The sequence below is a fragment of the [Bacillus] selenitireducens MLS10 genome, from assembly GCF_000093085.1.
Taxonomy (GTDB): Bacteria; Bacillota; Bacilli; order Bacillales; family Salisediminibacteriaceae; genus Salisediminibacterium; species Salisediminibacterium selenitireducens.
In genome coordinates this window covers 869,887-893,971 of record NC_014219.1, presented here as the reverse complement: position 1 = coordinate 893,971, position 24,085 = coordinate 869,887, and the positions used below count along the sequence as shown (strand labels likewise).

Genomic DNA, 24,085 nt, shown 5'->3' with positions numbered 1-24,085 from the left:
TTTCGGCAACTTCCTTTTGGGACAGATCAACCCTGTAAGCTTCGATAAAGTATCCGGGTTCATTAGATAATCTCAACTTTGAGTATTACATTTTGGTAATCCCCACTGAAATCCCTCGCGGATACGTAAGCGGACTGTTTCCAATCTGCCAAAAAGCCCGTCATGAACGGATCTTTTGCATTGACAAACCTTGGTCGATCGGCTATGCTGTCTTTATTCCGACAAAATATATCAGAATAATTGGAGGTTGACGAAAATGAATGCGATAAAGGGTATGATGGCAGGATCGGCGGCGTTGATGATTCTCGGTGCGTGCGCCAACGAAGCTGAACCAAACGATGCGACAAACAATACAAGCGACAGCGAACAGCATAACAATGAGGAAAACAATGACCCGAATGACGCGCAGGCAGACGGGGATCATGAGGATATCCTGAACCTGCATCTGCAGGCTGCACCAGTATCCCTCGATCCCCACGGGGCGAATGACGGCAACTCCCTGTATGTGATGAATCCGATTTATGACACGCTCGTCGAATTGAACACGGACCTTGAGCTCCAGCCAGCCTTGGCTGAACACTACGAGCCCCTTGATGAGACGACGTGGCAGTTCGAACTGAGAGAAGACGTGACGTTCCATGACGGATCCCCCTTCAACGCAGACGTGGTGAAGGCGAACCTCGACCGTGTCCGCGATCCGGATCTTGCCTCCCCTCTCGGTTTTCTCTTTGATATGATCGACGAGGTCGAAGTGGTTGATGACTATACCGTAACCATCACAACCGACTTCCCGTTCTCGGCACTCCCTTCTCACCTCGCGCACCCGGGCGGTCATATGGTGAGCCTTGAACAGATCGAAGCCGACCGCGCCCATGTGGAAGACGGCGGCGAACCGTTTGTCACCGTCAGTGAGAACCCGATCGGCACCGGCTATATGAAGTTCGACAGCCAGACCCCGGGCGAATCCGTCAGCCTCGTCCGTCATGACGGCTACTGGGCAGATCCTGCCGGCGTCGAAGCGATTACCTTCAGCGTCACGCCTGAAGATTTAACGAGAGTCGGTGAACTCGAAACCGGCTCGGCCCAGATCATTTATCCGGTCAATGCCAACGACATCAGCCGCATCAACAGCAACGACGGCACGTCCGTCCTCGAGTCCCCGAGTGCAAACCTGACCTACCTCGGGATGAACACCGAGGCCGAGCCGTTTGACGATATCCGCGTCCGTCAGGCCATTTCCATGGCCGTCAACAAACAGGACGTCATTGAGATCGCGACAGACGGCGTCGCCCTTGAAGCAAACGGTCCGCTCGCCCCAACCGTCATCGGCTACAGTGAGAACGTCTCTTCAATCGGCTTTGACCCCGAAGAAGCAAAGGCGCTTCTCGCGGAAGCGGGCTACCCGGACGGTTTCTCAACGACGATTACGTCCAACGATGGACGGGCCTTCATCGACATCGCCGAAACCGCCCAATCCAACCTGCGGGAAATCGGCATTGATGCGGAGATCGAAACGATGGAAACCGGCACGTATCTCGACGTCACCGGCCAGGGGGATTCCGAACTGTTCGTCGGCAGCTGGGGAACCGTAACCCTTGACGCCGACTACGGCCTGTATGCGATGTTCCATTCATCCAATGCCGGCGCTCCGGGAAACCGCTCGTTCCTCGCCAATGACGAGATCGATGCTCTCCTTGAAGCAGCCCGTCAGGAAACCGATGAACAGGAACGCCTCGCGCTCTATGAAGAAGTCCAGCAGCTCATTGCCGACGAGGCACCGATGGTCTTTTTGTACCATTCCGTTCTCCTCGCAGGTCTTGAAGACCGCGTCGACGGCTTCTTCCAGTACCCGAGCAGCTTCCCGTATTTAAAAGACGTGCGCCTGACGGAATAACCTAAAGGCAAAAGCGCGATCGGATCAAGCCGCTTATGAAACAGACCCTATTATAAATAAAGAAGACACCCCCGTATGCCAAAGCGCAAGCAAGGCATACGGGGGTGTCTGTATGTGGATAAAAACATGAAGAAAGAGCCCCAAATCAGGACTCTTCCTGTAATTATTGTAATGCTCTTGTCAAAAATGCACTGAACTGCCCGCGGGTTACTCCTTCATCAGGACGGTATGTTCCATCAGGAAAGCCTTGCGTAATATCTTTCGTATAGATGGCATGCACAGCATGATAAGCCTGCATGGAGGAAGACATATCCGTAAACGTGATGTTTGATGATCCGTCGTCCTGAAGATCGAAGGCACGTGCGAGGAAAATCGCCATCTGCCCTCGTGTAACGGTATCGTCAGGACGGAAGGTTTCATCCGGGAAACCCTGAATGATCCCGACATCCGCAGCAGCCTGAATAAAACCGGACGCCTGCATGGATGTACTGACATCCGCAAACTGATTATCCCGTTGTTCCCCGTCAAAGCCTAATGCACGTCCAATCATAATCGCCGCCTGTGCACGAGTCACGGTTCTGTCCGGATGAAAAGAACCATCAGGAAATCCGGATATCACCTCACGGTGAGTCAGATAGTAAATGTCTTCGGCAAAGCGATTCGAACTCACAACGTCACGGAAAGGGGAATGTTCCAACGATTTCAATATCGCCATTCGCTCTTCAAGCACTGCCAGTTCTGCATAATGATAAACCGATTCCAGACCATATTTACTGAGTTCTTTCACCTGATCCGTTTTGTTCCTCGCTTCTTCGAGCTGATTCTGATGCTCGAGAGTCAGATCATCCGGAGCAGGTAAACCCGAAATCGCCGCTTCTGCATCAAAAACAGCTTTCTTAAGATCTGCATAGCGCTTCTCCACAGTCATTAATGAATCGTACGAAAGAATGCTCTCTTTTCGCACACCCGAATCAACCACTCCGTTCACCTCAGCAACTGTTTCATCTATCAGGCTTTCGTCATCTTTTACGCTGATCTCATCAACCGGAGGAAGTGCTGAAATCATCTCTTCCAATGTCACTAACAGCTGTAGCCGCTCTTTCACTTCGAGGAAGTGATCCAACCGTTTTTTCTCTTCTTCCAGAACTGGTTCAGACGCAATTGCATCGACCTGGTTTTGAACATCAGCAATCAATGGCGCATGATCAGCTGTCACGTCAGCCAAATCCGGTACTGAATGGAGCGCTTCTTGCAGTACCGTAAGCTTTTCAGTGAAAGCCTTCATCACTTCTTCTGCTTGAGTCAATATGTGCAGATTCGAAATTGACTCCGGTGAAATACCTTCTTCTTTTGCTCTTTCCACCGCCTTACGGGCAGCCTCTATCTCTTCTTCATGTCCCGGTAACAGATCTTCCCCATCCGGAAGATGTCCAATCCGCAGCTCAGCCTGTTCGAGAAGCTCGTTCAGTTTGATGAGCCGCTTTTCCCCTTCTTCAAGGTGAATCAGGTTCTCCAGATCACTCTCATCATAGCCCTGTGACAATGCTTCGTTGACTGCCTCACGGGTGTTTTTAATCTGTTCTGCGTCAGACAACGTCAATTCACGAAGTTCTGGAAGGTCGTTTATTTTAGTGTTTGCCGCTTGAAGCAGATCTTTCAGTTTCTCAAGAAGGTCCTCTGCCGCTGTCAAACGATCATAATTCGCAATCTCTGCACTGTCAATGCCTGCTTCTTTCGCTTTCTCCACCGTCTCACGGGCAGCATGTATGTCTTCTGCATCAGCCGGCGTCAGTTGAGTGATATCTTTCAAGCCTGCAATGGTACGGATTACATCTTCGAGCATATCGTCGAGTTCAACCAAGCGCTCTTCTGCATCAGATAAAAGAGATAAACCTTCAATATCCGCAGCTGTCAGGTCCGCTTCCAAGGCTTGATCAACGGCATCCCGCGCTTCTTTTATCTGCTCACGATCCGATCTGCTTATCTGATTTCGCTCAGGCAAAAGTCCAATGGCCTCTTCAGCAGTTTTGATTAAACGATCCCACTCTTTGATCATTTCTTCATCAGGTTCTGTTTTGAAAGATACCTTCAGAGGTTTAGATTCTTTCCCATAAATACTCGTAGCAACGACTTGAACATCATACTCCGTCATAGGTTCCAAGCCGGTTAATGTGTATGAATGACTGTCATCACCCACATCCGAAACAAGAGTATCATTCAGGTAAATCCGAAAAGAATCTGTCTCTTCAGGATCGACTGTAGTCCCCCACTTCAGTGAAGCTTCGATATCTGATACCTCCGTCACTTCAAGTTCGCTGTCTTCAAGCCAATAAGGCACCCCGTAATACGTCAGCGGTTCTGAAAAAGTACGCTTATTACCAAAGACATCTATAATGCGAAACGCCAGCTCATCCCCTTCAATATCTGTCAGGGTTTCTTCGAAAACGCCGTTGCGATAAAAATCCACTTGCTGATCATTGATATACAAATCACCAACCGGGATCATCGCTCCTTCAACAAGCAGACTGCCGTCCTTGACTTCAAATGATTCATGATCCAACCGGAACGGAATATCCCACCTGGCATTTGTGGCACGTAACGTACCAAAATGATTGGAGCCGCTAATCACATTTAATGATCCCTGAGAAACGGGAGAAAATGAAAAAGCACTGAAATTTGCACTTCTTACATTCATGGTCCCTGTAACATTCAAACCGCCAAAACTTCTGATTGCACCGAATACATAAACGTCCCCGTTAATCTGAACATCGCCATCGATACTCAGGATCGATTCCGGTCCTACATACAAGTCCCCGTCTATTGTCTTCGATGTCCAGGTTTCATTGTCCAATGTAAAAGTTCCCGGCACAGGATCAATATCCGGCAGCGGTGGAAGAGACGCAATGATATTAAAATACAGATCATCAGCATTATCCACATCTCGTGGATAATAGAATATTGAATTTCCGGCATGGTCTGCCGTTGAGATGAAGTCGAGCGGGTACTTGCCGCTTGCCGCATATTCCGGTACCGTATAATACCCCTTCCACCGATCCGTCTCTTCGTCATAATTCAATCGGACGGATTCTGAACGGGAATCTGACGGTGTCCTGAAAAATACGGAAACACTTCTTACCCCCGACAGATCATCTTCGGCAACTAAGCTCACCGCAATCCGCTCACCATAGTAAGTTTCACTGGTGTCCACCTGCACATCGGCAACCGTTGGTGGCGAAGCATCTTCACCTTCTTCATTGCTGATATTGAAGTACAGCTCTTCGGCATTATCCAAATCTCGCGGATAATAGAATATTGAATTTCCGGCATGGTCTGCCGTTGACGCCGTGACCTAGCCTTGATAAATTACGCAAAATAGTACCCCCCTCTATCCGAGTTTCTTCTATAAGATAGAGCAACGATTTCAATCGCTCGTATATTCTTAGCATTGACTGCTCAAGAATCTCCGTTTTCCACTACCTTTCCAAATATACCTTTCTAAACGCAAAAAAAAGAGCCCATCCCCCCTAAGGAAATGAGCTCTTCAGCGTATTCAAATCACGATAATCGTCCAAAATAAAAACCCCGGACCCTTGGGTAACCGGAGTATGATCCCTTATAAAATGACCCACCTTGGTCCGCATGATTAACTAGGCGTGGCGGGTACTGTTGCAACTAATCGTAAATCAAATCTCTGCTGTTGTCCACCCTGAATTGAATCTGCATCCGATAAAAAAATGAAGCACCTACCTGTGCAGGCAGATGCTAAAATCATAAACTTAAGCGAAGTACGACTCCGCTGTGACAAACCGGGCGAACCGATTTTTTCCTTTCGTTCAGTTTACTCGAGATCCTTCTTCTTTTCAACGCCTATCACGGGTTCTTGCGCTTCACCGCTTCGTAGTAAAGCGTTCTTCCCTGCCCTTTAATGGTGTACCGCTTCATCTTCCCTTGCTGTTCTAGGGGAGCGAAGATCCGTTCATCAAACCGGTATTGGGAGAGAGGTAATCGTTGTTCCAGAAAGGCTAACAGGTCTTTACGGGTTCTCGGTTGTTCACAGTAACCCAGCATTTCATCAATAGCCGGATCCTGTAAGAGTTGTTCTCGCTTACGCTTGTAAGTGTGTTTCACACGTTTACTGCTCGCATCCAAGTAGTCTTGATACCGTTTTGGCGTCGACCACTCTATACCGAATACCAAATGATAATGAAGAGCCCCGTCTGGATACACCGTCACTTTTTCGATCAGTGCTTCGTAGAGCGTTTGCGGAAACGCTTCTGACCGGTCATCCAGATAACCATTAAGCAACTTAAGCAATCGCTTTAAATTCCGACGTTCTTCTTTTGCTTGCAAGCGCCTTTCATCGAGTTGTCTCAATTGATCATAGCGCACGGTCAAACCTGTCGTCAGCTGTTCAACTTTTGCAGCGTCTTTCCCTTTTTCATGCAGCTGTTCGTCTACTGCTTCATACAAAGCATGATTCCACCGATCAATCTCCAAACGGATTTTCCGCTCTCTTTCGATGTCCTTATCATTCAAATCGATCTTTCGAATCGTATCCTCTGCCTGTTTTTTGAACGTCTTCATTTGGGGAATAAAACGCTGAAGAAAATCCATGAAGTGTTCCTCATAATACCGTTGTTGCATGGTACGCGAGTTTCGACACACAGCATTCACATGCTTGATTTGATGAATGTTTGCATCACACCCCCAATAGTGGCGGTGGTATTTCGTTCGGTGACTTTCATACACATCTCTTTTTCTTTTATACAGCTTGCCGCATATTGAACAATACATCTTATGTTCAAGCGCGCTATTTCGTTTTTCTCCTATATCCGGTTCTCTCTTCTTCCGTTCGTTATGACGTACATGGCGATCTTGTAAAACGACTTGCACGCGCTCCCATGTATCTCGATCAATAATGGGGTCATGATGAAATTCGATATAGATTTGGTCCTGGTCACCCTCGTTCTTCCTAACTCGCCTGCCTTGATTGTAATCCGTCACATACTTTTGATACACATAGTCCCCTTTGTAGATCGGGGATGACGCAATCTCCCTGATGGTGTTCACATTCCAAACGTCCCGTCCGTTCGGCGTCGGAATCCGCAACTCACTCAGCAACATGGCAATCGCCCTGGTGGAAAGCCCGTTTTCAATCTCCTGATAAATCCGCCTGACCACCTCGGCTTCTTCCGGACGAATATGCCAATCGTGATCACCACTGTCATACCCATAGTTCGGCACCCTCCTTTTGATGTTGCCCTGTCTCGCCTGATTGCGCATCCCCCATGCAATCATGTGGCCACTGTTTCGACTTTCTTCCTCTGCAATCCCGCCAAAGATCGACAGCATGAACTCTGAATCCGACGTTTCGGTATGGATGCCTTCCCGTTCAAAATAGATATATACGGGATCCGGTAAGGAAGCAAGATGCCGTGTGATTTCAAGGACATCGACAATGTTTCGGCTCAGTCTCGATAAAGACTTACAGACAATCCGTTTCACAAGACCGCTCTCACAGTCTTTGATCAGGCGATTGAGTCCTGGCCGATTCTCTGTTGTCCGGCCACTGATCCCCTCGTCCACATAGATGCCCGCAAACGAATAGGCGGGATTCTTCATAATCGAGTATGTGTAAAACGCGACTTGTTGATCAAGGCTGCCAAGTTGGCTTTCCTTCTCTGTTGAGACGCGGCAATAGGCTGCGGTCGCGACTTGTTCATCTTGCGCCACCTTTTCTGACGGCGCATTCCAAGCGGTGGTTTGAATATAATCAAGCAGGTCACGCCCTCGCTTTGGCTCAATGACTTGCACGTCTCGTTTCACTTCCATCTGCTCATCCCCTTTTGAGTGGACGTCACGTTCGAGGCCCTTGAACGGTTTCATCACCTCCTTCCTGTTTGTCGTTTTCGCTTTTTTCCTTGCAGGAAGGCGGCCACCGATCGTCGTTCGTTTACCATCGATCCACGTGACTTCATAATGATCTCTCGTTACGATCCGAACCCGCAGCACCCATGCTCTTAAGCGTTCGGCAGTCAATTGCTCATCAACTTCCTTTATGGAATCACATTCGTTCAACCAGGCTAACGCCTGTAAACGGAATGGACGATCCTGTTCAATCTCTTGAATATGCGCTTCGAAATCACGGTATGCGCCTTCGATCTTCTTCACGTCCTTCGCATTTCCCTTTTCCCTTTTCATCTCGATCTCGTTAATCCACTGCAAGCGGTGAAACTCAAAATGATCCTGAGCATTGATCCGCTTCAGGATTAAAGATAAGGCGCGAATGGCTTTCTCTTTTGTAAAATCAAATCGTTTATAAAACGCCTCTTTCATCATCTCCGTGATTTGTGATTCAGATAAAGAAGGCGTTCCACATGCTGATACCGATTGGTCATAGCATTTGAACTTGCAGGTCCGGGGATTCGGTTTATACCGATTCAATGTCGCATCGCAGTGATGGCAAAGGAGACGTCCCTGAAAGGGATGGACTGTCCGCTTCCCTTTCGTATAGGTGGTCTCCTTCTTTGACAGCCGGACCTGCACCCGCTGGAATTGCTCTTTTGAGACAATGGCCGGGCAAGCATTTTCAATGATCACAAGGTCCTGTTCTTCTTTCATGTTGCTGAACATGTATGGCTGTGGATCTTTCCCACTGATGATTGTGCCTGAATACGTACTGGACCCGAGAAGACGCCGCACGGATGACGGATGCCATGTCTCTTTTCCGGTAGGAGAGGGAATCCCAAGTTGCTTTAATTCTCGGGAAATCGCTGTGAACCCTTTCCCCTCTTCAAACCAGTCGAAGATTTGCTTGACGACCGCTGCTTCTTCAGGCTGAATCTGATACGGCTTTCCACTTCCTTTTTGAATGGTGTAGCCGTATTTCGGTACAAGGTGCGCTTGTCCCTTTTTTGCCTTCTTCTCCTTCCCCCAACGTATCGCCTGGCCCATATGCTCTATGGTTTCCTGCCCTAGCGCTGCATACGTACTCAACAAAAATTCATTGTATCTCACAGATGTATCGATCTGCTGTTGTTCAAAATAGATCCCCACACCTGCTTCTTTGAGCTCCTTGACAATCTGGATCACTTGCTCTGCGTTACGGGTAAGCCTTGAAACACTTTTGATCAAAATGAAGTCGATCCGCTTCTCCTTCGCATGACGAATCAACCGCTGCAGCCCTTGCTGCTTCATCGCATCTTTCCCACTTACCGATTGATCAATATAAACACCTGCAAACTGCCAATGCTCTCTTTCCCGTATATAGTGAGTGAAATAATGGACCTGATTCATCAATGAGTTAATCTGTGCATCGCTTCCTGAACTCACCCGACAGTAAGCCGCAACTTTGACTTTCTGATCCCCAACCAATGGACTCTGTTCTTGTTCTTTGAGCGGATCCCACACGGTCCGGATCCATTTGCCTTGTTCAAATTGATCCAATCAAAAAACCCCTTTCTGCATTGTGATGATGGTTCACGTCCATCTATCACTCACATCCGGACTTGAATCAAGTCTGATATGCGCAGATCAGGGGTTTTTCTTCTCTCATCAATCTTCAGGCTTTTCCTTGCCTACTTCTTAGTCACTACCACCCACCGCTTAATACCGCATTTGAAGTGAAAGTCTACGACCCTTTTCGGATATATGACGCCTTTGTCGATGACCTCCCGAAAAATATCCCCATCAAAAGGATCTTCCGGCTTCATCTCTTCCAAGAGCTCGTATAGCCGATTCAGGTGACTCTCCAAGTACTCTTTTTCCTGAAGACTTTCGTTATAACTGTCTCGCTCCTGTTCCAAGATTTCCTGTTCGTAGATTAAATGCCGCAGTGTCGCATCATAAATGCTATTCTGATTACCGCTCGATTTTCCGGCCAGTTCACTGATGCGATCGGCCACAATCCCTAATTGTTCATTGAGCTCATCCAACCGCTTCTGTTCATCCTTGGATAACGCTACGTCGGCAATCGCTTCTTGCACCTCCTCGTAAACCTGGGCTTTGTTTTGTTTCAAATCCTGTAAGATAGCGATAAAGCTGTTCTCCATCCGTTCTTCCCACACATATTGATTTCCGCAATATTCCTCATGTTCACGTTGACCGCTCGAGGAGCGACAGTGAAAGGCCGTGAAGAGGGTTCTTTCCTTGTTTACCGTCGTACTCAGTCGGCGGCGATGTGCTGGCAATCCACACTTCCCACAGAATAAATAATTTGAGAACGGGCTTTTGTTACTGTAGGATTGCCGATATTTTCGTTCAGGATCGTGTCGAAGCATCGAACGCCGCTTCATTTCCTGTTGGACTCTCTCAAAGGTATCCGAATCAATAATAGGCGGATTCGTATTTTTTACAAAATACTGGGTTTCAAGGTTATCATTGCGGACGCGTTTGTGGGTTAAATAATCCACCGTGACTCGCTTCCCAGTTAGAGTATTGCCTTGGTACTTCTCTTGGCGTAAGATATCGTAGACCGCATTGCTCGTCCAATGTTTATTCCCTCTCGCCGTTTCAATCCCGTCACGTTCAAGATCCTTCGCAATTTGAGGCGTCCCCTTTCCTTTCAAATAATCGTCGAAGATGCGCCGGACCACAACCGCCTGTTCTTCATCAATGATAATGTTGCCGTCTTTATCCTTATCATAGCCAAGGAAATAGGTGGTGGGAAAGTGCACAATCCCTTGTTGGAATCGTTTCTGTACGCCCCATTTGGTGTTTTCACTCACGTTTCGGCTCTCTTCCTGGGCCATCGAGGAGAGAATGGTCAGGAAGAGCTCTGAACGGGAATCCAAGGTATCCAACTGCTCTTTTTCAAAAAACACGCCTACGGGAGGATTCAAACTTTTGAGATGGCGGATTCTGGAAATACAATCCAGGGTGTTGCGTGCGAAGCGGCTGATACTCTTTGTGATGATATAATCACACAATCCATTCTCACAATCCTCAATCATTTGGTTAAATGCCGTACGCTTCGCCGTAGATGTTCCAGTAATCCCCTCATCCGCATACACTTGAACCAGTTCCCAGTCAGGGTTCTTATTCACATAATCCGTGTAATGCGCCACTTGGATCTCGTAGCTGTTAGACTGCATCTCTGAAGCGGTCGATACGCGGGCATACACAGCGATCCGCTTCTTCTTGCCTTCTTCATGATCTTTAAACCGGTTTGTTTTCTGTGTAGCTGGAATAATGCGTACTCTCGATTTCCCATCACTCATTCCACTTCACTCCATTCTGTAGATCAATCTCTGTATTAATCCCGTCAAACCAGACAATTCGAAAGGACATAGGCGACAAGATTTCGATCCTTGTCACCCATGCCCTTAGAAATGCTGTATGGTTCCAATGTTCATAGAAGCGATCGTTTGGTTCCATCATCCCTTTCAATGTCTCTAATACGTTAATGGCCTGCTCGCGATAGACATGATCCGCTTCCAAATAACTCCGCCACACCTCTTTTTGTTTCAGCTTTTGTTCAATCTCCTCTCGCATCTGTTTTCGTTCATCAAGCTGCTCTTGATAATTCGGCTTGCCAATCAAATCCGTATCGAATAACACTAGGCTTTCATCCAACAGCGCGCGTTCCAGATTCAGTCGCAGCTGATTATATTCTACATCGCGAGCCGAGATCGCTCTGGATAGTTCTTTTGCCATTTTCCCAAGGGGATATGTCCCTTTTTCAGAGCGGAACCTTGCCATCATCGCCTCTTTCATCACCTTCTTGATCAAACTTTCCTCAATGCTGGTTTGCTTGCATAGCGCTTTGCTTTTGATCTGATTTTCACATCGCCAGCGCACTTTATTCCGACATTCATACCGGTGCAAAGTTCCGCCGCAGTGACAGGTCATTCGACTGGATAAAGGGTACCTGACAATCTCTCTTCTCTCATTAGGCTTTTTACGCTTATCGAGGACCGCCTGCACGGTATCAAATAATTCTTTTTCAATTATCGGTTCGTGATGCCCTCGCAGCACAATTTTCTCCCGCTCTCCCCGGTTCACTTTCCGTTGGTGAGTTAAATAGGAATCAACATAATACTTTTGGCAAATGACGTCTCCGGTGTAATCCCGGTTCCGGAGAATCAGCCTTATGGTTGTGGCTGACCAGTCTGTTCTGCCATTGATTTTCTTGAACTTTCGCATGATGAACTGCCTTGCAATTTGAGCGGCTGTATATCCTTTTGCGGCTTGTTCATAGGCCAGTCTTACAAGTCTCGCTTCATGCTCTATGACCTCCCAGTTGCCATCCTCCCCTTTTCGATAGCCGAGTTTCCGTCGGTAAGGTGCTTTCCCTTGTTCGAACTGCCTCTTAATCGCCCATGTGATGTTATCCGAGGTACTTCGGCTTTCTTCCTGGGCCGTTGCTGCAAGGAGTGTTAGGATAAACTCGCTTGTCATATCAGCGGTGTCGATCCCTTCTTTATCGAAGACGAGCCGCACCCCCAGTTCCTTGAATGCTCGGATCGCATCAATCGTGTCCGTTACGTTTCTGGCAAAGCGGGAAACCGACTTACAAAGAATCAAGTCCAGTTCCCCGTCCCTTGCCATACGCATCATGCGATTGAAGGCAGGGCGTTTGACCGTCGAGGTGCCTGACTTCCCCTGATCAATGAACAAGTCTACCATCCGCCATTCGGGGTTGGATCGGATCAATTGTGTGTAGTGCTGCTTCTGATTATCCAAGGACCCTTCCTGTTCATCCGATAAACTGCTTACGCGAATGTAGGCAGCTGTTCGAATCTTTGCAGGCTCTTTCGGTGTGTCCGGTACAAGCGGATCCATTCGCTGTACCCGTTTTTCTACCGATAATGTATCCATAATCGTAACGCCTCCTTTTTATGCTTAACCGACCCTCACGACCCCTTCCGTATTCAATCGTCTAATCAAAAGAAAAGGCGCAACCGTGCGGTTCGGTCATGCTATTCATCACTTATCCCGGCACATTTATCAAGTCATAACAGGGATAAATAGCATGCTAAATAAGCACCTGAACAAGAGCCAAATCTCTCCGTTCAGGTGCTCATTAACTGCCTCAGTCCTTCCGAATAAACCCGTCAAATCCTGCTTCCTTCACCTTGCGTAGAAAAGCTTCCGCATTTCGTTTCTCTGAAAATGCGCCGACCTGCACGCGGTACAACTTGTCGGTAGTTGGCTGTGTTGGTGCTTTTTGTTCTGGCGGTTCACCAAGCTTGGCCGGATCCACATGCTCGATCAGATCCCGGTCAATCCACGTGAGGATCCCCGTTGTATCCCGACCATTTCGCTTGTCCACCTTCCGGCCAAGCAACACACACGTCTTGCCGCCTTTCACATACGGTCGTCCTTGCGACTGGACCTGTGTGATCTTATGATACGAATCCGTCTTCACCCAACCGGGGATGGTTGGCCCTCCCGGATAATAACGGCTCGCACTGGCTTTGATCTCCACCACGTCACCCACTTCAAACGTTGATCGATTCACGGTACTCCCTCCTCCTCGTAACGCCCGACCAACTGCACTGCGAAAGCTGGCAATCGACTCGCCATGTTTCGGGAACCAGTGGCCGACGTCCGCATGGTTGCTGGCAATCCCTCGGCGGTTACCTTCCGTGTGATCGATGATGTCCTTTTCTGTTAATCCGTACTGCTTACAAAGCATCACCGAGAGATCCACGGCGTTTTGCCATGCCCTGCGAAAGTACGGGGCCTGTGCGGAGACGTTATAGCCCTGCATCTGAAAGCCGTTTCGGTATGAGAAACCACCCGGTTCACAAATTTCAATCCCGATATGCGTATTGTTCGCATCCCCGCCTGCATGCCAACCCCGATGATTCCAAGGCAGGTACTGCCACACTTCTGTGTCATCAAGGAAGGCATGCACGCAGACCTGTCGGCCGATCTCTCCCGCTCGAAAGGACTTGTTCCAGCGGTTAAACCAATCCCCTGCCATCACCCCCGGTGTCGCTGTCGAGTGAATCATGATGCCTTTCGGGGTGATTTTTCGTCCTGCCTGATAACAATCATTTCGTGTCATGAATCTGGTGTTCAGTTTCATTGTCATCTGTCCCCTTTCCGTTTAGTTGTGCTAAGACTTTCTTCAACTTGTCCGGGACCGGTAAGCCGATATGCCCCGCGTTTTCAATGATCGAGATGCCCTCATTCGCGATATAAAAAAAGATGACCGCTGTGCGCACTGCGCTGCCGTCACCGATCACCAAACTATCCACCATGTGCGCGATCCCCACCATGAAGAAGATCATCACTTTCTTAAAAATGCCTTTGTACCCGACCTGACTGGCGAGGTTCCGGTAAACAATCGCCGCCATGACCCCGCTCAAGTAATCAATGATGACAAAGACTAAAAGGGCGTACAAAAAACCGTCTACCCCACCTAACAACCAACCGACCCAGCCGCCAACAGCGATTAGACCGACCTGTGCGAAATGCCATAATTCTCGTGCCATGTTTTATTCTCCTCTCTAGCCATGTAAAGCCTGATACACATAGCCGTTTCCTTTAATGTAAAAGCCGTGCCCTGGGACATAGATTGCACCGCCGAACGTTTCGTATTGTTGCGTCGTTAAACCAGGCTGAGGCACCGCTTCCCAGTACAACCCATCATCCGAGAGATGCATCGTTCCTTCATTGAAAAGGACGTATTTGCCCCAGCTCGCCATCCACAAGATGTTTTGCGGGTTCGGGATGCGGTTATCCGCAAGAGGCCCGATATGCTCGAGGTTTGTCTCCGTAATCTGGGACACGTTATCACTCACCACGCAGAGGGTCACAACGTAGTCATCATTGTTCGGCCTACGCCACCGCATCACAAACAGCCGGTTATGCACAGACGTGATGAACATATACCGCGAGTCGTGGCTGTCTTCTGAAATCCCGATTGCCCAAAACCCCGGCGTGTTTGTCATCGCCGTCCAGAGCTCCCGATCCCCGCTCTCAACACCGACGTATCGTCCCTTGTGATGGGTCACATATCGCAACACAGGCGCTGATGTGATAAGCGGCCACTCGGTCCTCTCCGTCAGATCATCGTTGGTATGGTAAACCGGCTTGGCGGAACTCCACCACGTCACGATCCCGGCATTCGTCGTCACGTCATACGCCCCACCGACCATCGCATTACTGGCATCGGTACAGTAGCCGGCATTGTGCCATGTGATCCCGTCAAAGGAAGCGATGATGTTCCCAAAACCGGTGATCTTCGCTAGAAACACGCCATCCGCCGCATGCAGGATCTCCGGTTCTCCGTGATTCCACCACGTGACAGGCGATAACGTCCATTCACCGGTACTGTGATTGAAGTACGACATGTTTGGATTTTTCGCGTAGTAGACCGCGATCTGAGCGTTCCCATTGTCATGGACACTGATGCGAGTCTCGCCACCGGTGCTACTGTAGCCAAAGTAACTACGGTACCGCTTTGTCCAACCGAGGACCGGAATACTCATCTCCATCTCACCCTTGCCGCCAAACGCCGTCCAGATGGCTAACGGGTTGTTAAAGCCAGCGTGATACGTCATGCGCCTCCCTCCACTCTCTCGATACTTGAAATGCGGCCACTGCCATCGCTCGTGTAATTGTAAACCGCAGTTGTGCCATCAACGTAAGTGATATCAAAACTCGTGGAACCAACATCCAAAATAGACACTTCCTTTAACAACAACTCAGAAAACACTTCATCCAGTTGAATGCTTGTGATCTTACCGGAACCGTCTGTCGTGTAATCATAGTTCGCGCTGAACTGGTGCGTACTGCCTTTCTCCACTTCATAGGTGACTTGGATTTGATCGGCCGTGACCGTTAAGTTCTTCACGATGGTGTAGGAGATGTGCAGGTCATCCAGTTGATGCTGGATCCCGCCGATGGAGCTATCCACCTTCTCGATTGATTCATCCACCGACGAACGGAACTCCTCCATGTACCGATCCAATGTATAAAGCGGTTCGCCCAGTTCCACCTTCGTGTTGATGCCCTTGAGGAGATCACGCGCCACTTTGATGACTTTGATCTTGAAATCAATACCTAACAGGTCATGACTCACTGTGACCGTATCCCCGACGTTCACCTGTAGTAATTGTCCGAAGCCTTGGTATGCTTTGGCTTCATCCAACTGAACCAAGTCCACGTCATAATGGACACCCAAAGAGGCATGCTCCTGCAGGTAGGCATAGGCTTGATCGCGGAGTGTCGTTTCATGTTCTGCCTCCTGAAAGCTCACCTTTTTCACCATCTTGAAATCCGGATATTGGGCGCTGTCCCACTGCGCATTCGTTAAGACCTTCTCCGGCAGCGTCAGGCGATTCGCACCGACAGGGTAAATGGCCGTCAAAACCTTATCTGTCTGGATCCGCTCTTTGATCCCGGCGATGTTCTTGCCGTACCGGATCGTCACGCCCTGATCATTTGGGACCGCTTCTTTTAAACTGATGTTGAAGTTATCCCGATACAACTCTCCCCGCCAGCGGTTGATCACTAAAAATAAAGCATCGGCCACACTTCGTTCTCGGACGTATTGGCTGTGTGTAGCGGTCATGGTGCTCGTCACGCTGAACGGTTGAGGTCCGTCGTATTCAGCCATGATCGCATTCACAGCACCTTGCCCCGTCACGTCCTCCATCACCAGCTCTTCAATGAAGGCGTAACTGAGATCATAAAAGATGTGCCGGGCATTCACTTGAAGCAGGTGCCCGCGACTGTCTTTCTCGACGTGATAAATGCGAAACAGCTGGCCTGCCGCTTTGATCACCTGAAACGGTTCAATGAGCTTGGCCTTTCGTTTCGATAACGGATAGGTCAATGAAAGTTCATAGGATCCATTCAACTTTTCTTCCACGATGCAGCTCTGGCATTCATGTAAGACGGCGATGCCGTTCGACGTAAAGGATGCCTCCTTCTTACCATAGAGGATGATCATCACAACCACCGCCAGTTCGACACAATGTCCACCTGTGATACACTGCCGGACCAGCTGATGGTATTCGCCCCTGGCATGAGGATCGGAAACGGTCCCGTCATCTTCTCGTTCTCATTTTGAATCGCCTCGTTGTAACACTCCTGCAGGTCGCTGTTCAAGATGATCTTGTCCTCTACATTGATAAGCGTTGTACTTTGACCATTGACGGTAAGATCAATCGAGCCACCGCCAACAATTGTGATGATCGGGGCACTTGCCACCGTTCCAGGGTTTTGAATCGTTTGACCGCTGGACGTATAAATGAGGGTGCTCGGAACCGTCTCCACCTTAAACGGCCGACAGTGAAACAGGACCGGAAACGTCCCGGCTTGCCGGAGGTGCGTCGTAAAATCAATCGCGTTCACGACCTGGGCCTGATACGCCTTGTCCGGTTCATAGCTGAACACTAGATCCGCTTCACCAGCTCCAAAGAGCCATGCTTTGATGGCATCGACCTGCTCATATAAGGGGCCTGTTCGCTTGGAAAGGTTACACTCCACCATAATCGTGATGTCCTCATACGTCTCTTCGTCATGCCTGACACTTGAATGGCGACCGGGAATATCCATGAACGTCACCCGCCGCTTCGGGGACGGGATCATTGGCCGCTTCGCCACGACCACACCGAAATCATCAAAGCTCTTCTTGCCATCAAAGGTGAATTGCATCATCATCCCCGCCCCCTTCCTTGTGTCATGCGCTGCCGGTAAAATTCGAGTTCATATGCCAGCTGTTCAATGTCTTTATCCGAGTTGTTCACGAACTGCTCGATGGAAATGGACAATCCTTGATTGCTCTGACTTTCACCGTTCATCATGCGACTCGTTTCCACATCGTTATGGATCCGCGATCCTCTAGGTAACTCCACCAGCTCCGGACCCAGTTCCCCGACCATTGTCATCCCGCCGGGGAAGAAGCTCGTGCCACTGAAGTTCTTCGCCACCGAACCGCCACTACTGAAGATGTTTCGTACCCGCTCGGTAATACTGAACACTTTTTCTTTCACGGAGGTATTGTTCCATTCACGAACCCGGTTGATCCCGTCGCGGATCGATTCATTAATCCGATTGAACGCATTCGACACATGTGAACGGATGTTGGAGAAGTTCCCTCCCGTCATCGTATCCATCTGTCCTAAAGCATTCCGCCACGTGGACTTGTAGCGTTCGGTGTAGCTGCCAATGACGCCACGAATCCCGCCACCATGGCGATCAATACTGCTTTGCATGTCAGACCAAGAAGATGACGTATTGGAACGGAGTTCACCCCATGTTGAAGAGGTACGATCCCGGACACTTTGCCACGAGGTACCGACCCGCTCCCTGATATTGGCGAGCGATTCTGTCGTATTCGACCACATGGACCCCCAGGATTCGGATAGGTTCTCACGAATCCCGGCCCAGCGTTCACGGGTGTTTTCCTGCAAATTCGACCAGCCCGTGCTCATGTGATCCTGCATACTCGAGAGGGATTCCGAGGTTCGTTCCCCGATATCCGACCAACGCTCTCGGATGTTCTCCGTCATGTTGCCCCAGGCTTCACTTGTTCGCTCACGCAGATTCGACCAGCGTTCACTGACGGCTTGCCCGAGTTCACCCGCCTTCTCTTTGACCGTATCCCAGTTCCGCCATAGCGCCACACCGACGGCCGTGATCCCGACAATTGCGGCCACGGCAATGCCAATCGGGCCCGTCAAAGCCGTAAACGCCGCGGCGAGCATCCCTTTCACCGCCACTAGACCACCTGTCGCTGTGGCAGCCCCGCCAACCGCCGCCGTCTTCCCAGCCATAGCGAGGGAGAACTTTGAAAAGAGTGAAATGAGCGTGCCGACGGTACCAACCATCTTGCCGCCGATCAGTAACACCGGACCTAACGCCGCAGCCAATGCGGCCACCTTCACAATCGCTTCCTGCGTGCCAGGATTCAGGTTCGAAAACCACTCCACAGCGCGCTGAAGGTAGTCCACCATCGTGCGCAAATGCGGGACGAGAATCTCAAAGATCTCAATGGCCACACCTTCTAACTGCGACTTTAAAATGGTGAGCTGCCCTTGCAAGTTATCCTGCATCACTTCGGCCATTTCACCTGCGGCACCGTTATAGTCCCGCGTCGCATCGGTAAGACTCTGGTAATCATCCTCGGTGGCATTGATGATCGCGAGCATCCCACTCATCGCTTCCCGGCCAAAGATCGTCGATGCGTATTGCGCCTGTTGTTCTTCCGTCAGACCACCGAACGAGGATCGTAACTGACCAATGACCTCATCAAACGGCAACATGTTTCCCTGCGCGTCCGTCATCTGAATGCCGAGGTCTTCAATCAGGGCGGCCGCATCTCCAGTTGGATTCGTGAGCCGTGTGATCGCGCCACGAAGGGACGTACCGGCCTGGCTACCCTTAATCCCGGCATTTGCCATGAGCCCAAGGGCCAGAGCCGCATCCTCCGATGAATAGCCCAACGAGCCAAACAGCGGCGCTACGTACTTGAACGACTCCCCGAGCATGCCGACGTTCGTATTCGCATTACTCGACGCACTGGCTAAGAGATCGGCAAAGTCTACTGCTTCACTGGCTTCCATCCCAAAAGCGGTGAGGGCATCCGTCACAATATCTGAAACCGAGGCCAGGCTCTCACCACTGGCTGAGGCAAGCATCATCACCCCGTCCAAACCACCCATGATCTGCGAGGTGTCCCAACCGGCCATCGCCATGTAGTTCATCGCTTCCGCCGATTCGGTGGCACTGAACTTGGTGGAGGAACCCATCTCCTTCGCTTTATCTGCGAGTTTGTCCAGTTCGTCACCGGAGGCTCCCGAAATCGCCTGCACCTGACTCATCCCCGCTTCAAAGTCCGAGCCGATCTTCACCGCCGCCGCCCCAATCCCGACAATCGGCAATGTGACCTTTTTGGTGAGGTCCTGTCCGATGGTCTCCATCCGCTTCCCGACGTCTTGCATCTTTTGCCCGATTGGCTCGAGCGTCTGACCGAGTTCATACCAGCTCGACGATTGGATCTCGATCTCCCGGTTGATGTTCGCAAGCTCTTGGTCCATGCCCTCTAATGCGGCTTGGGCATTGTTCAGCTTGATCTCTAAGTCTCCTGTGGCCTTGGCATCGGCCCCTTTGGTTTCCACGGAGCGTTCGTGAGCGGCTTTCAAGGCTTCGACTTTTTGGCGCTGGAGCTCTTTTTGCTTCGTTAACGAGTCCGACTTCACTTTCAACTGATCCAGCCCGGATCCGTGCTTGCCCATCTGGGAGGAGGCGAACTTAAACTCCGACTGGACCTTGCGCATTTCCTGGTTCAACTTCCCGATCCCGTTTTGGAAGCCGGTGCTATCGAGCCCCACTTTCACATGTAACTGGCCAACGTCTGCCATCCGCTCACCTCCCTGAAACCAAAATAAAAACACCCGTGTCAGGTGTTACAGCACATCGTCGATATACGTTTGTTGGGTCTTTGCTTTGACCTTGAGTAAATGGAGATAGTAGAATACGTCCATTTCATCAATGTCTGAAAGCTTCCACCCTTGTTCGAGCAAGGACAAGTAGAGCTGATCGATGAATTGCCTCGGGGTCATCGGCGCCCCCGCTATGCGTTTTTTTCATCACCTGTCGTCGCGTCACTCATATCCCCTACCACTTCATTGATGCAGGCGATGAGCGTGGGGATCAGGTCCTTCGACGCCAGTCCGTCATAGACGTCATCGATCGTGAACTGATGATGAAAGAGCTCGACCAAGTAGCCGACCATCGTATCCAAGTCGTCCACGCTCATGTTGTCGAAGTCCATCGTCTGCGTGATCTCAATCGTACGCCTGAGCATCCGCGCACTCACCATCCCGTTTTGAAACGTGCGCGGTGCCTGATTGATCGTTAATGTTACATGCATGTCTTATGCTCCTCCTTTTTATACACCCGTATCTTCAATCGTTGTGTCGCCTGGTACGTGTTCAAACCACGTTTCTTCCCCAGAAAAGCCGTCCCCGTCTTCATCCGCCGTTTGTTTCCACTGGCTATCCTTCGCCCGTGGCATGAACGTGAACTTGAGCTTTGGCGTCTTATGCTCGATGCTGTCGGATTTGGTGGCATAGTCTTCCGCCATCGGTTCCGCGACACCTTTTAACAGCCAGACGTAGCGGTATTTGCCGTTGGACTTAATACTCTTAAATCCAAGTGCCACGTGCGGGGCGATGTCCGTGGCCTTTTCAATCAATACCCCGTCTTTAATCGTATGCCCGCCAATTTTCGCGCGGGTACTTAACGCCAATTCCGCTGTTTCAATCTCTACGTCGATCTTTCCGAGTGCCGACACCGATTCCCAAAGCTGATCATCGGCATAGAGCTCCTGTGTATTCACCGTCGGGTTGATGGTCGCGTTAATTCCGCCGATCATCTTCTCCGGCAGTTCATACTCCAGGGCATCTTTCGTGTCCTCCACTAAAATCGCCACATGTAAATCCTTTAATCCTACTTGTGCCATGAAGCTCCCTCCTCTTCAAATGCGTATCGTAAACTTTTGTGGTACATCTTCACGTCTTGTTCGTACTGATCATAGCCGGTTAAAAAGCGAAATCCGGCCGCTTCCATCTTCGTTTGAATCAACGCGTCCAAGTCCAGGTAGTCACCGTTGGACCACAAATCCACCTGTATATAATGAACGGACAACCCAATCGCATCATCCTGGTGCAGGCTGGGCTGTTCCATGTATTGAAAGAATGTTACATACGTCTTCGCGTTTCCCTGATAGGTTTGAAAAGATACAGGTACGCCTATATCTTGAAGGGCTGTTTTCACCCGTTCATGAATCCTCATAGTCGCATCCCCTTTCGCATCTCAAGTAGGATGGTGGTGATGACGTTGCCTTTCACCTGTTCATAGCCCCGGCTCATAAAGGGTGTTGGACGCATCTTCACGGTCCCGAACTCGACAAAGGAGCCGTACCAGCCGGTCTTATCCGGACCGACGAGGACATGTTTCATCCCGTCTTTCGTTTTCACATTTGAGACTTGGATACTCCGTTTCAAGGTTCCACTATCTTCGGGTGTCTCCTTTTGAATCGCTTCCTGGACCATCTTGCCGGCTTCAAGCAGCGCCTTGTTCTCAATGCGACGACCTTTTTGGCCCATCGCATCCAGGTTCCGAAGCACCTCATCCATGCCCGTCATTTCCACTTTCATCGGCGTCCACCTCCAATGCCTTCAATTCCATGAACCGGTTTTTGTACTGTTTCTGATCGATCCCCGTAAGGCGATACACCTTCTCCAGGAAACGGATCCTAAGTGATTCATCCACATCCGGATGATAACGGATCGTAAACAGGACGGTGTGCTGCATCTGTACACGGGAAGCGGAAAAGAAATCCCGTGCCGTTAAGTTCGCCACATGTGCCCACACCTCATCGACCTCTTGCCACGTAACGACCTCAAAGCCGTTCTCGTTCGTTTCGACATTTTTCGACATTAGGGTGATGCGATGCCTTAGATCGCCAATATCCATCCTCACCACCCCGCCTTCCGGTGGCCGCTTAAGAAGATCCGCATCATCCGCATTGTATCTTCAATGCCCCCACCTTCATCACGGAGGTAGTAATACGTCCCCTCGCGTTTTTCATACATGTTGGCAATCCCATACAAAATGGCCTGTTTGACCATCGCCGGTTCTTGCGCGATGTCCTCGATTTCATAGCGGAGAATCTCTTCGCATAGCTCTGTCGCGGCCTGAATCAAAAATGTGATGAGGGCATCTTCCTCATCACCGTCCACGCGTAAATAGGTCTTCACGTCTTCCAATGAGAGAACCATGCCCTCACCTCCTAGTCAGTCTTGATCAGTCCAGCCGCAGTTAATTGGGTAATTAATAAATTCAGGTCATCCCGTAAGCCTTCCACGGTCTCAGCCGTACTCGCTTCCTGATGAGCGGCAGGACCAAAGGGCACGTCATCGACGAGGATGCTTCCCTCACCTTCCACTTCGATCGTGCCGCCAATGATCAGGCGCTCACCGCCCTGGACCTGATAGTTCTTCACGTTCGCCATCTGTCTTCACCTAGCCTTTCTGCTTTAAGAGTTTAATTGCTTCCGGGAGAATGAGCTTGCCGTCGACCCGCTGCGTGGCACGGAAACCGACTTGGCCCGTCACCGCATACAGCTCGTTCAACCGTTGAAAGGAACGGCCTTGACGGTCGGCGACCCAGTAGTACCCAAAGTCGCCAAAGGCCATCGACTTAGCCCCGCTCTCAGCGATCGGCACATACGCGGACGTTTTCACCGGACGGTTCAAGATCGTGTCCGGCTGTCCGGCCTGAATCGACGGTTGCCAGAGATACTGCCCATTCCCGTCCTTCAACTTGCGGATCAACTTCACGGTGGAGTCGTTCGTCACAAACGCCGCCTTTTTACGGTACGGCGAACGAAGGGAATAAAACAGATCCATGATCTCATCGACGGTAATTGCTGTGGCCGAAGCTGCGGTCACACCCACTTGTCCACCACCAGTCTCATTGAAAATGCCCGTCGGTTTGCCAGTGCCATCTCCTGTGAAGAACGCTTCTTCTTCCTTGGCCCCAATCCGACGGGCGAACTCTTTCGCAATATACGATTCCAGATTAAACACGTTGTCATGCAGGAGCTCTTCGGAGACCTTGATCATCGTCGCCACTTTATACGCCCCGATCGACACCTGACCGAACGCATCATCGGACTCCGGAATCGCGCCTTCTTCATCCACCCATGACGCTGTGCCTTTGGATGCGACGACTGGAATTTTCCGATCACCTGAGGATGTGGTGATCACCTTCGCCATGGACCGGAAAATGTTCTCTTCTTCGAGGGCTTCGATTAACGTCCGTTCAAACTCATCCGGCGCCAAGTAGCCACCTTCGGAGTCCGTGCCAATCTTGAGGGCGTTTTGCACCTCGTAGCCGCCCTGCTTTCGCATCGCTCGCCAAAAGGACTGACGGTACTCATCACTTGCCCGACCCGTCTTGTCCCGATCAGCCCCTTGCGGTTTCGTCGTCATCGGTTCATTGATCGGCTTGGACAACTCCCGCTCCATGGCCTCATACCGCTCTATCCGCTCGATATCTTTTCCTAGGTCGGTGATCTCCTGTTCCATCCGCTCGTACACCTCTTTATGTTCGGCGGACAACCGACCTTCCTTCGTCTTGTTTTCATCGAGATACGCCTTTGCCTTCTCCCACGTCTTCGCTCGTTCTTCTCGTAATGCCATTGCTTGATTCATGTGAATC

The 24,085-nt window shown here is 50.1% G+C and carries 20 protein-coding genes; 1 reads left to right on the top strand and 19 read right to left on the bottom strand.

The window, feature by feature from the left end; all coding sequences use genetic code 11:
• The first annotated feature begins 256 nt into the window (after positions 1-256).
• Complete coding sequence (locus tag BSEL_RS04230; RefSeq protein WP_013171769.1) at positions 257-1,894, top strand: glutathione ABC transporter substrate-binding protein; 1,638 nt, start codon at positions 257-259, stop codon at positions 1,892-1,894.
• 163 nt (positions 1,895-2,057) lie between these two features.
• On the opposite strand, the gene BSEL_RS16935 is transcribed toward BSEL_RS04230, so the two are convergent.
• The 19 genes from BSEL_RS16935 to BSEL_RS04140 form a co-directional block, all read right to left on the bottom strand.
• Positions 2,058-5,186: an S-layer homology domain-containing protein gene (locus tag BSEL_RS16935; RefSeq protein ID WP_013171768.1), complete on the bottom strand. Its 3,129-nt coding sequence runs from the start codon at positions 5,184-5,186 to the stop codon at positions 2,058-2,060.
• A gap of 578 nt (positions 5,187-5,764) precedes the next feature.
• On the bottom strand, positions 5,765-9,340 hold the full coding sequence (locus BSEL_RS04220; protein ID WP_013171767.1) for a recombinase family protein: 3,576 nt from the start codon (positions 9,338-9,340) through the stop codon (positions 5,765-5,767).
• Positions 9,341-9,471: 131 nt separating this feature from the next.
• Entirely contained in the window at positions 9,472-11,112 is a 1,641-nt protein-coding gene (locus BSEL_RS04215; protein WP_013171766.1) for a recombinase family protein, read from the bottom strand.
• Positions 11,105-12,712: a recombinase family protein gene (locus BSEL_RS16930; protein WP_013171765.1), complete on the bottom strand. Its 1,608-nt coding sequence runs from the start codon at positions 12,710-12,712 to the stop codon at positions 11,105-11,107. Before BSEL_RS16930 ends, BSEL_RS04215 begins: the two co-directional genes overlap by 8 nt.
• Positions 12,713-12,926: 214 nt before the next feature.
• On the bottom strand, positions 12,927-13,928 hold the full coding sequence (locus tag BSEL_RS04205) for an N-acetylmuramoyl-L-alanine amidase (RefSeq protein WP_041581731.1): 1,002 nt from the start codon (positions 13,926-13,928) through the stop codon (positions 12,927-12,929).
• Positions 13,894-14,337, bottom strand: coding sequence for a phage holin family protein (locus tag BSEL_RS04200; RefSeq protein WP_013171763.1), 444 nt, complete (start codon positions 14,335-14,337; stop codon positions 13,894-13,896). The genes BSEL_RS04205 and BSEL_RS04200 overlap by 35 nt, the downstream gene beginning before the upstream one ends.
• A 15-nt stretch (positions 14,338-14,352) precedes the next feature.
• Positions 14,353-15,408, bottom strand: a complete 1,056-nt coding sequence (locus BSEL_RS04195) for a hypothetical protein (protein ID WP_013171762.1) — start codon at positions 15,406-15,408, stop codon at positions 14,353-14,355.
• Positions 15,405-16,802, bottom strand: coding sequence for a phage tail spike protein (locus BSEL_RS04190; protein WP_013171761.1), 1,398 nt, complete (start codon positions 16,800-16,802; stop codon positions 15,405-15,407). Before BSEL_RS04190 ends, BSEL_RS04195 begins: the two co-directional genes overlap by 4 nt.
• Positions 16,802-17,515 (bottom strand): distal tail protein Dit, encoded by a 714-nt coding sequence (locus BSEL_RS04185; RefSeq protein WP_013171760.1) that lies wholly within the window; start codon positions 17,513-17,515, stop codon positions 16,802-16,804. Before BSEL_RS04185 ends, BSEL_RS04190 begins: the two co-directional genes overlap by 1 nt.
• Complete coding sequence (locus tag BSEL_RS17440; RefSeq protein ID WP_013171759.1) at positions 17,512-20,217, bottom strand: phage tail tape measure protein; 2,706 nt, start codon at positions 20,215-20,217, stop codon at positions 17,512-17,514. Before BSEL_RS17440 ends, BSEL_RS04185 begins: the two co-directional genes overlap by 4 nt.
• 45 nt (positions 20,218-20,262) lie before the next feature.
• Complete coding sequence (locus tag BSEL_RS17845) at positions 20,263-20,418, bottom strand: hypothetical protein (RefSeq protein WP_013171758.1); 156 nt, start codon at positions 20,416-20,418, stop codon at positions 20,263-20,265.
• 11 nt (positions 20,419-20,429) lie between these two features.
• Positions 20,430-20,729, bottom strand: coding sequence for a phage tail assembly chaperone G (gene gpG / locus BSEL_RS04175; RefSeq protein ID WP_013171757.1), 300 nt, complete (start codon positions 20,727-20,729; stop codon positions 20,430-20,432).
• 18 nt (positions 20,730-20,747) lie between these two features.
• On the bottom strand, positions 20,748-21,320 hold the full coding sequence (locus tag BSEL_RS04170) for a major tail protein (protein ID WP_013171756.1): 573 nt from the start codon (positions 21,318-21,320) through the stop codon (positions 20,748-20,750).
• Positions 21,308-21,652, bottom strand: coding sequence for a hypothetical protein (locus BSEL_RS04165; RefSeq protein WP_013171755.1), 345 nt, complete (start codon positions 21,650-21,652; stop codon positions 21,308-21,310). The genes BSEL_RS04170 and BSEL_RS04165 overlap by 13 nt, the downstream gene beginning before the upstream one ends.
• Complete coding sequence (locus BSEL_RS04160; protein ID WP_013171754.1) at positions 21,649-22,017, bottom strand: HK97-gp10 family putative phage morphogenesis protein; 369 nt, start codon at positions 22,015-22,017, stop codon at positions 21,649-21,651. Before BSEL_RS04160 ends, BSEL_RS04165 begins: the two co-directional genes overlap by 4 nt.
• Positions 21,989-22,336 (bottom strand): phage head closure protein, encoded by a 348-nt coding sequence (locus BSEL_RS04155; protein ID WP_013171753.1) that lies wholly within the window; start codon positions 22,334-22,336, stop codon positions 21,989-21,991. The genes BSEL_RS04160 and BSEL_RS04155 overlap by 29 nt, the downstream gene beginning before the upstream one ends.
• A gap of 2 nt (positions 22,337-22,338) precedes the next feature.
• Complete coding sequence (locus BSEL_RS04150; RefSeq protein WP_013171752.1) at positions 22,339-22,641, bottom strand: head-tail connector protein; 303 nt, start codon at positions 22,639-22,641, stop codon at positions 22,339-22,341.
• A gap of 11 nt (positions 22,642-22,652) precedes the next feature.
• Complete coding sequence (locus BSEL_RS04145; RefSeq protein WP_013171751.1) at positions 22,653-22,874, bottom strand: hypothetical protein; 222 nt, start codon at positions 22,872-22,874, stop codon at positions 22,653-22,655.
• 10 nt (positions 22,875-22,884) lie between these two features.
• A complete protein-coding gene (locus tag BSEL_RS04140; RefSeq protein WP_013171750.1) occupies positions 22,885-24,078 on the bottom strand; it encodes a phage major capsid protein in 1,194 nt (397 codons plus the stop codon).
• Between the last annotated feature and the right edge of the window lie 7 nt (positions 24,079-24,085).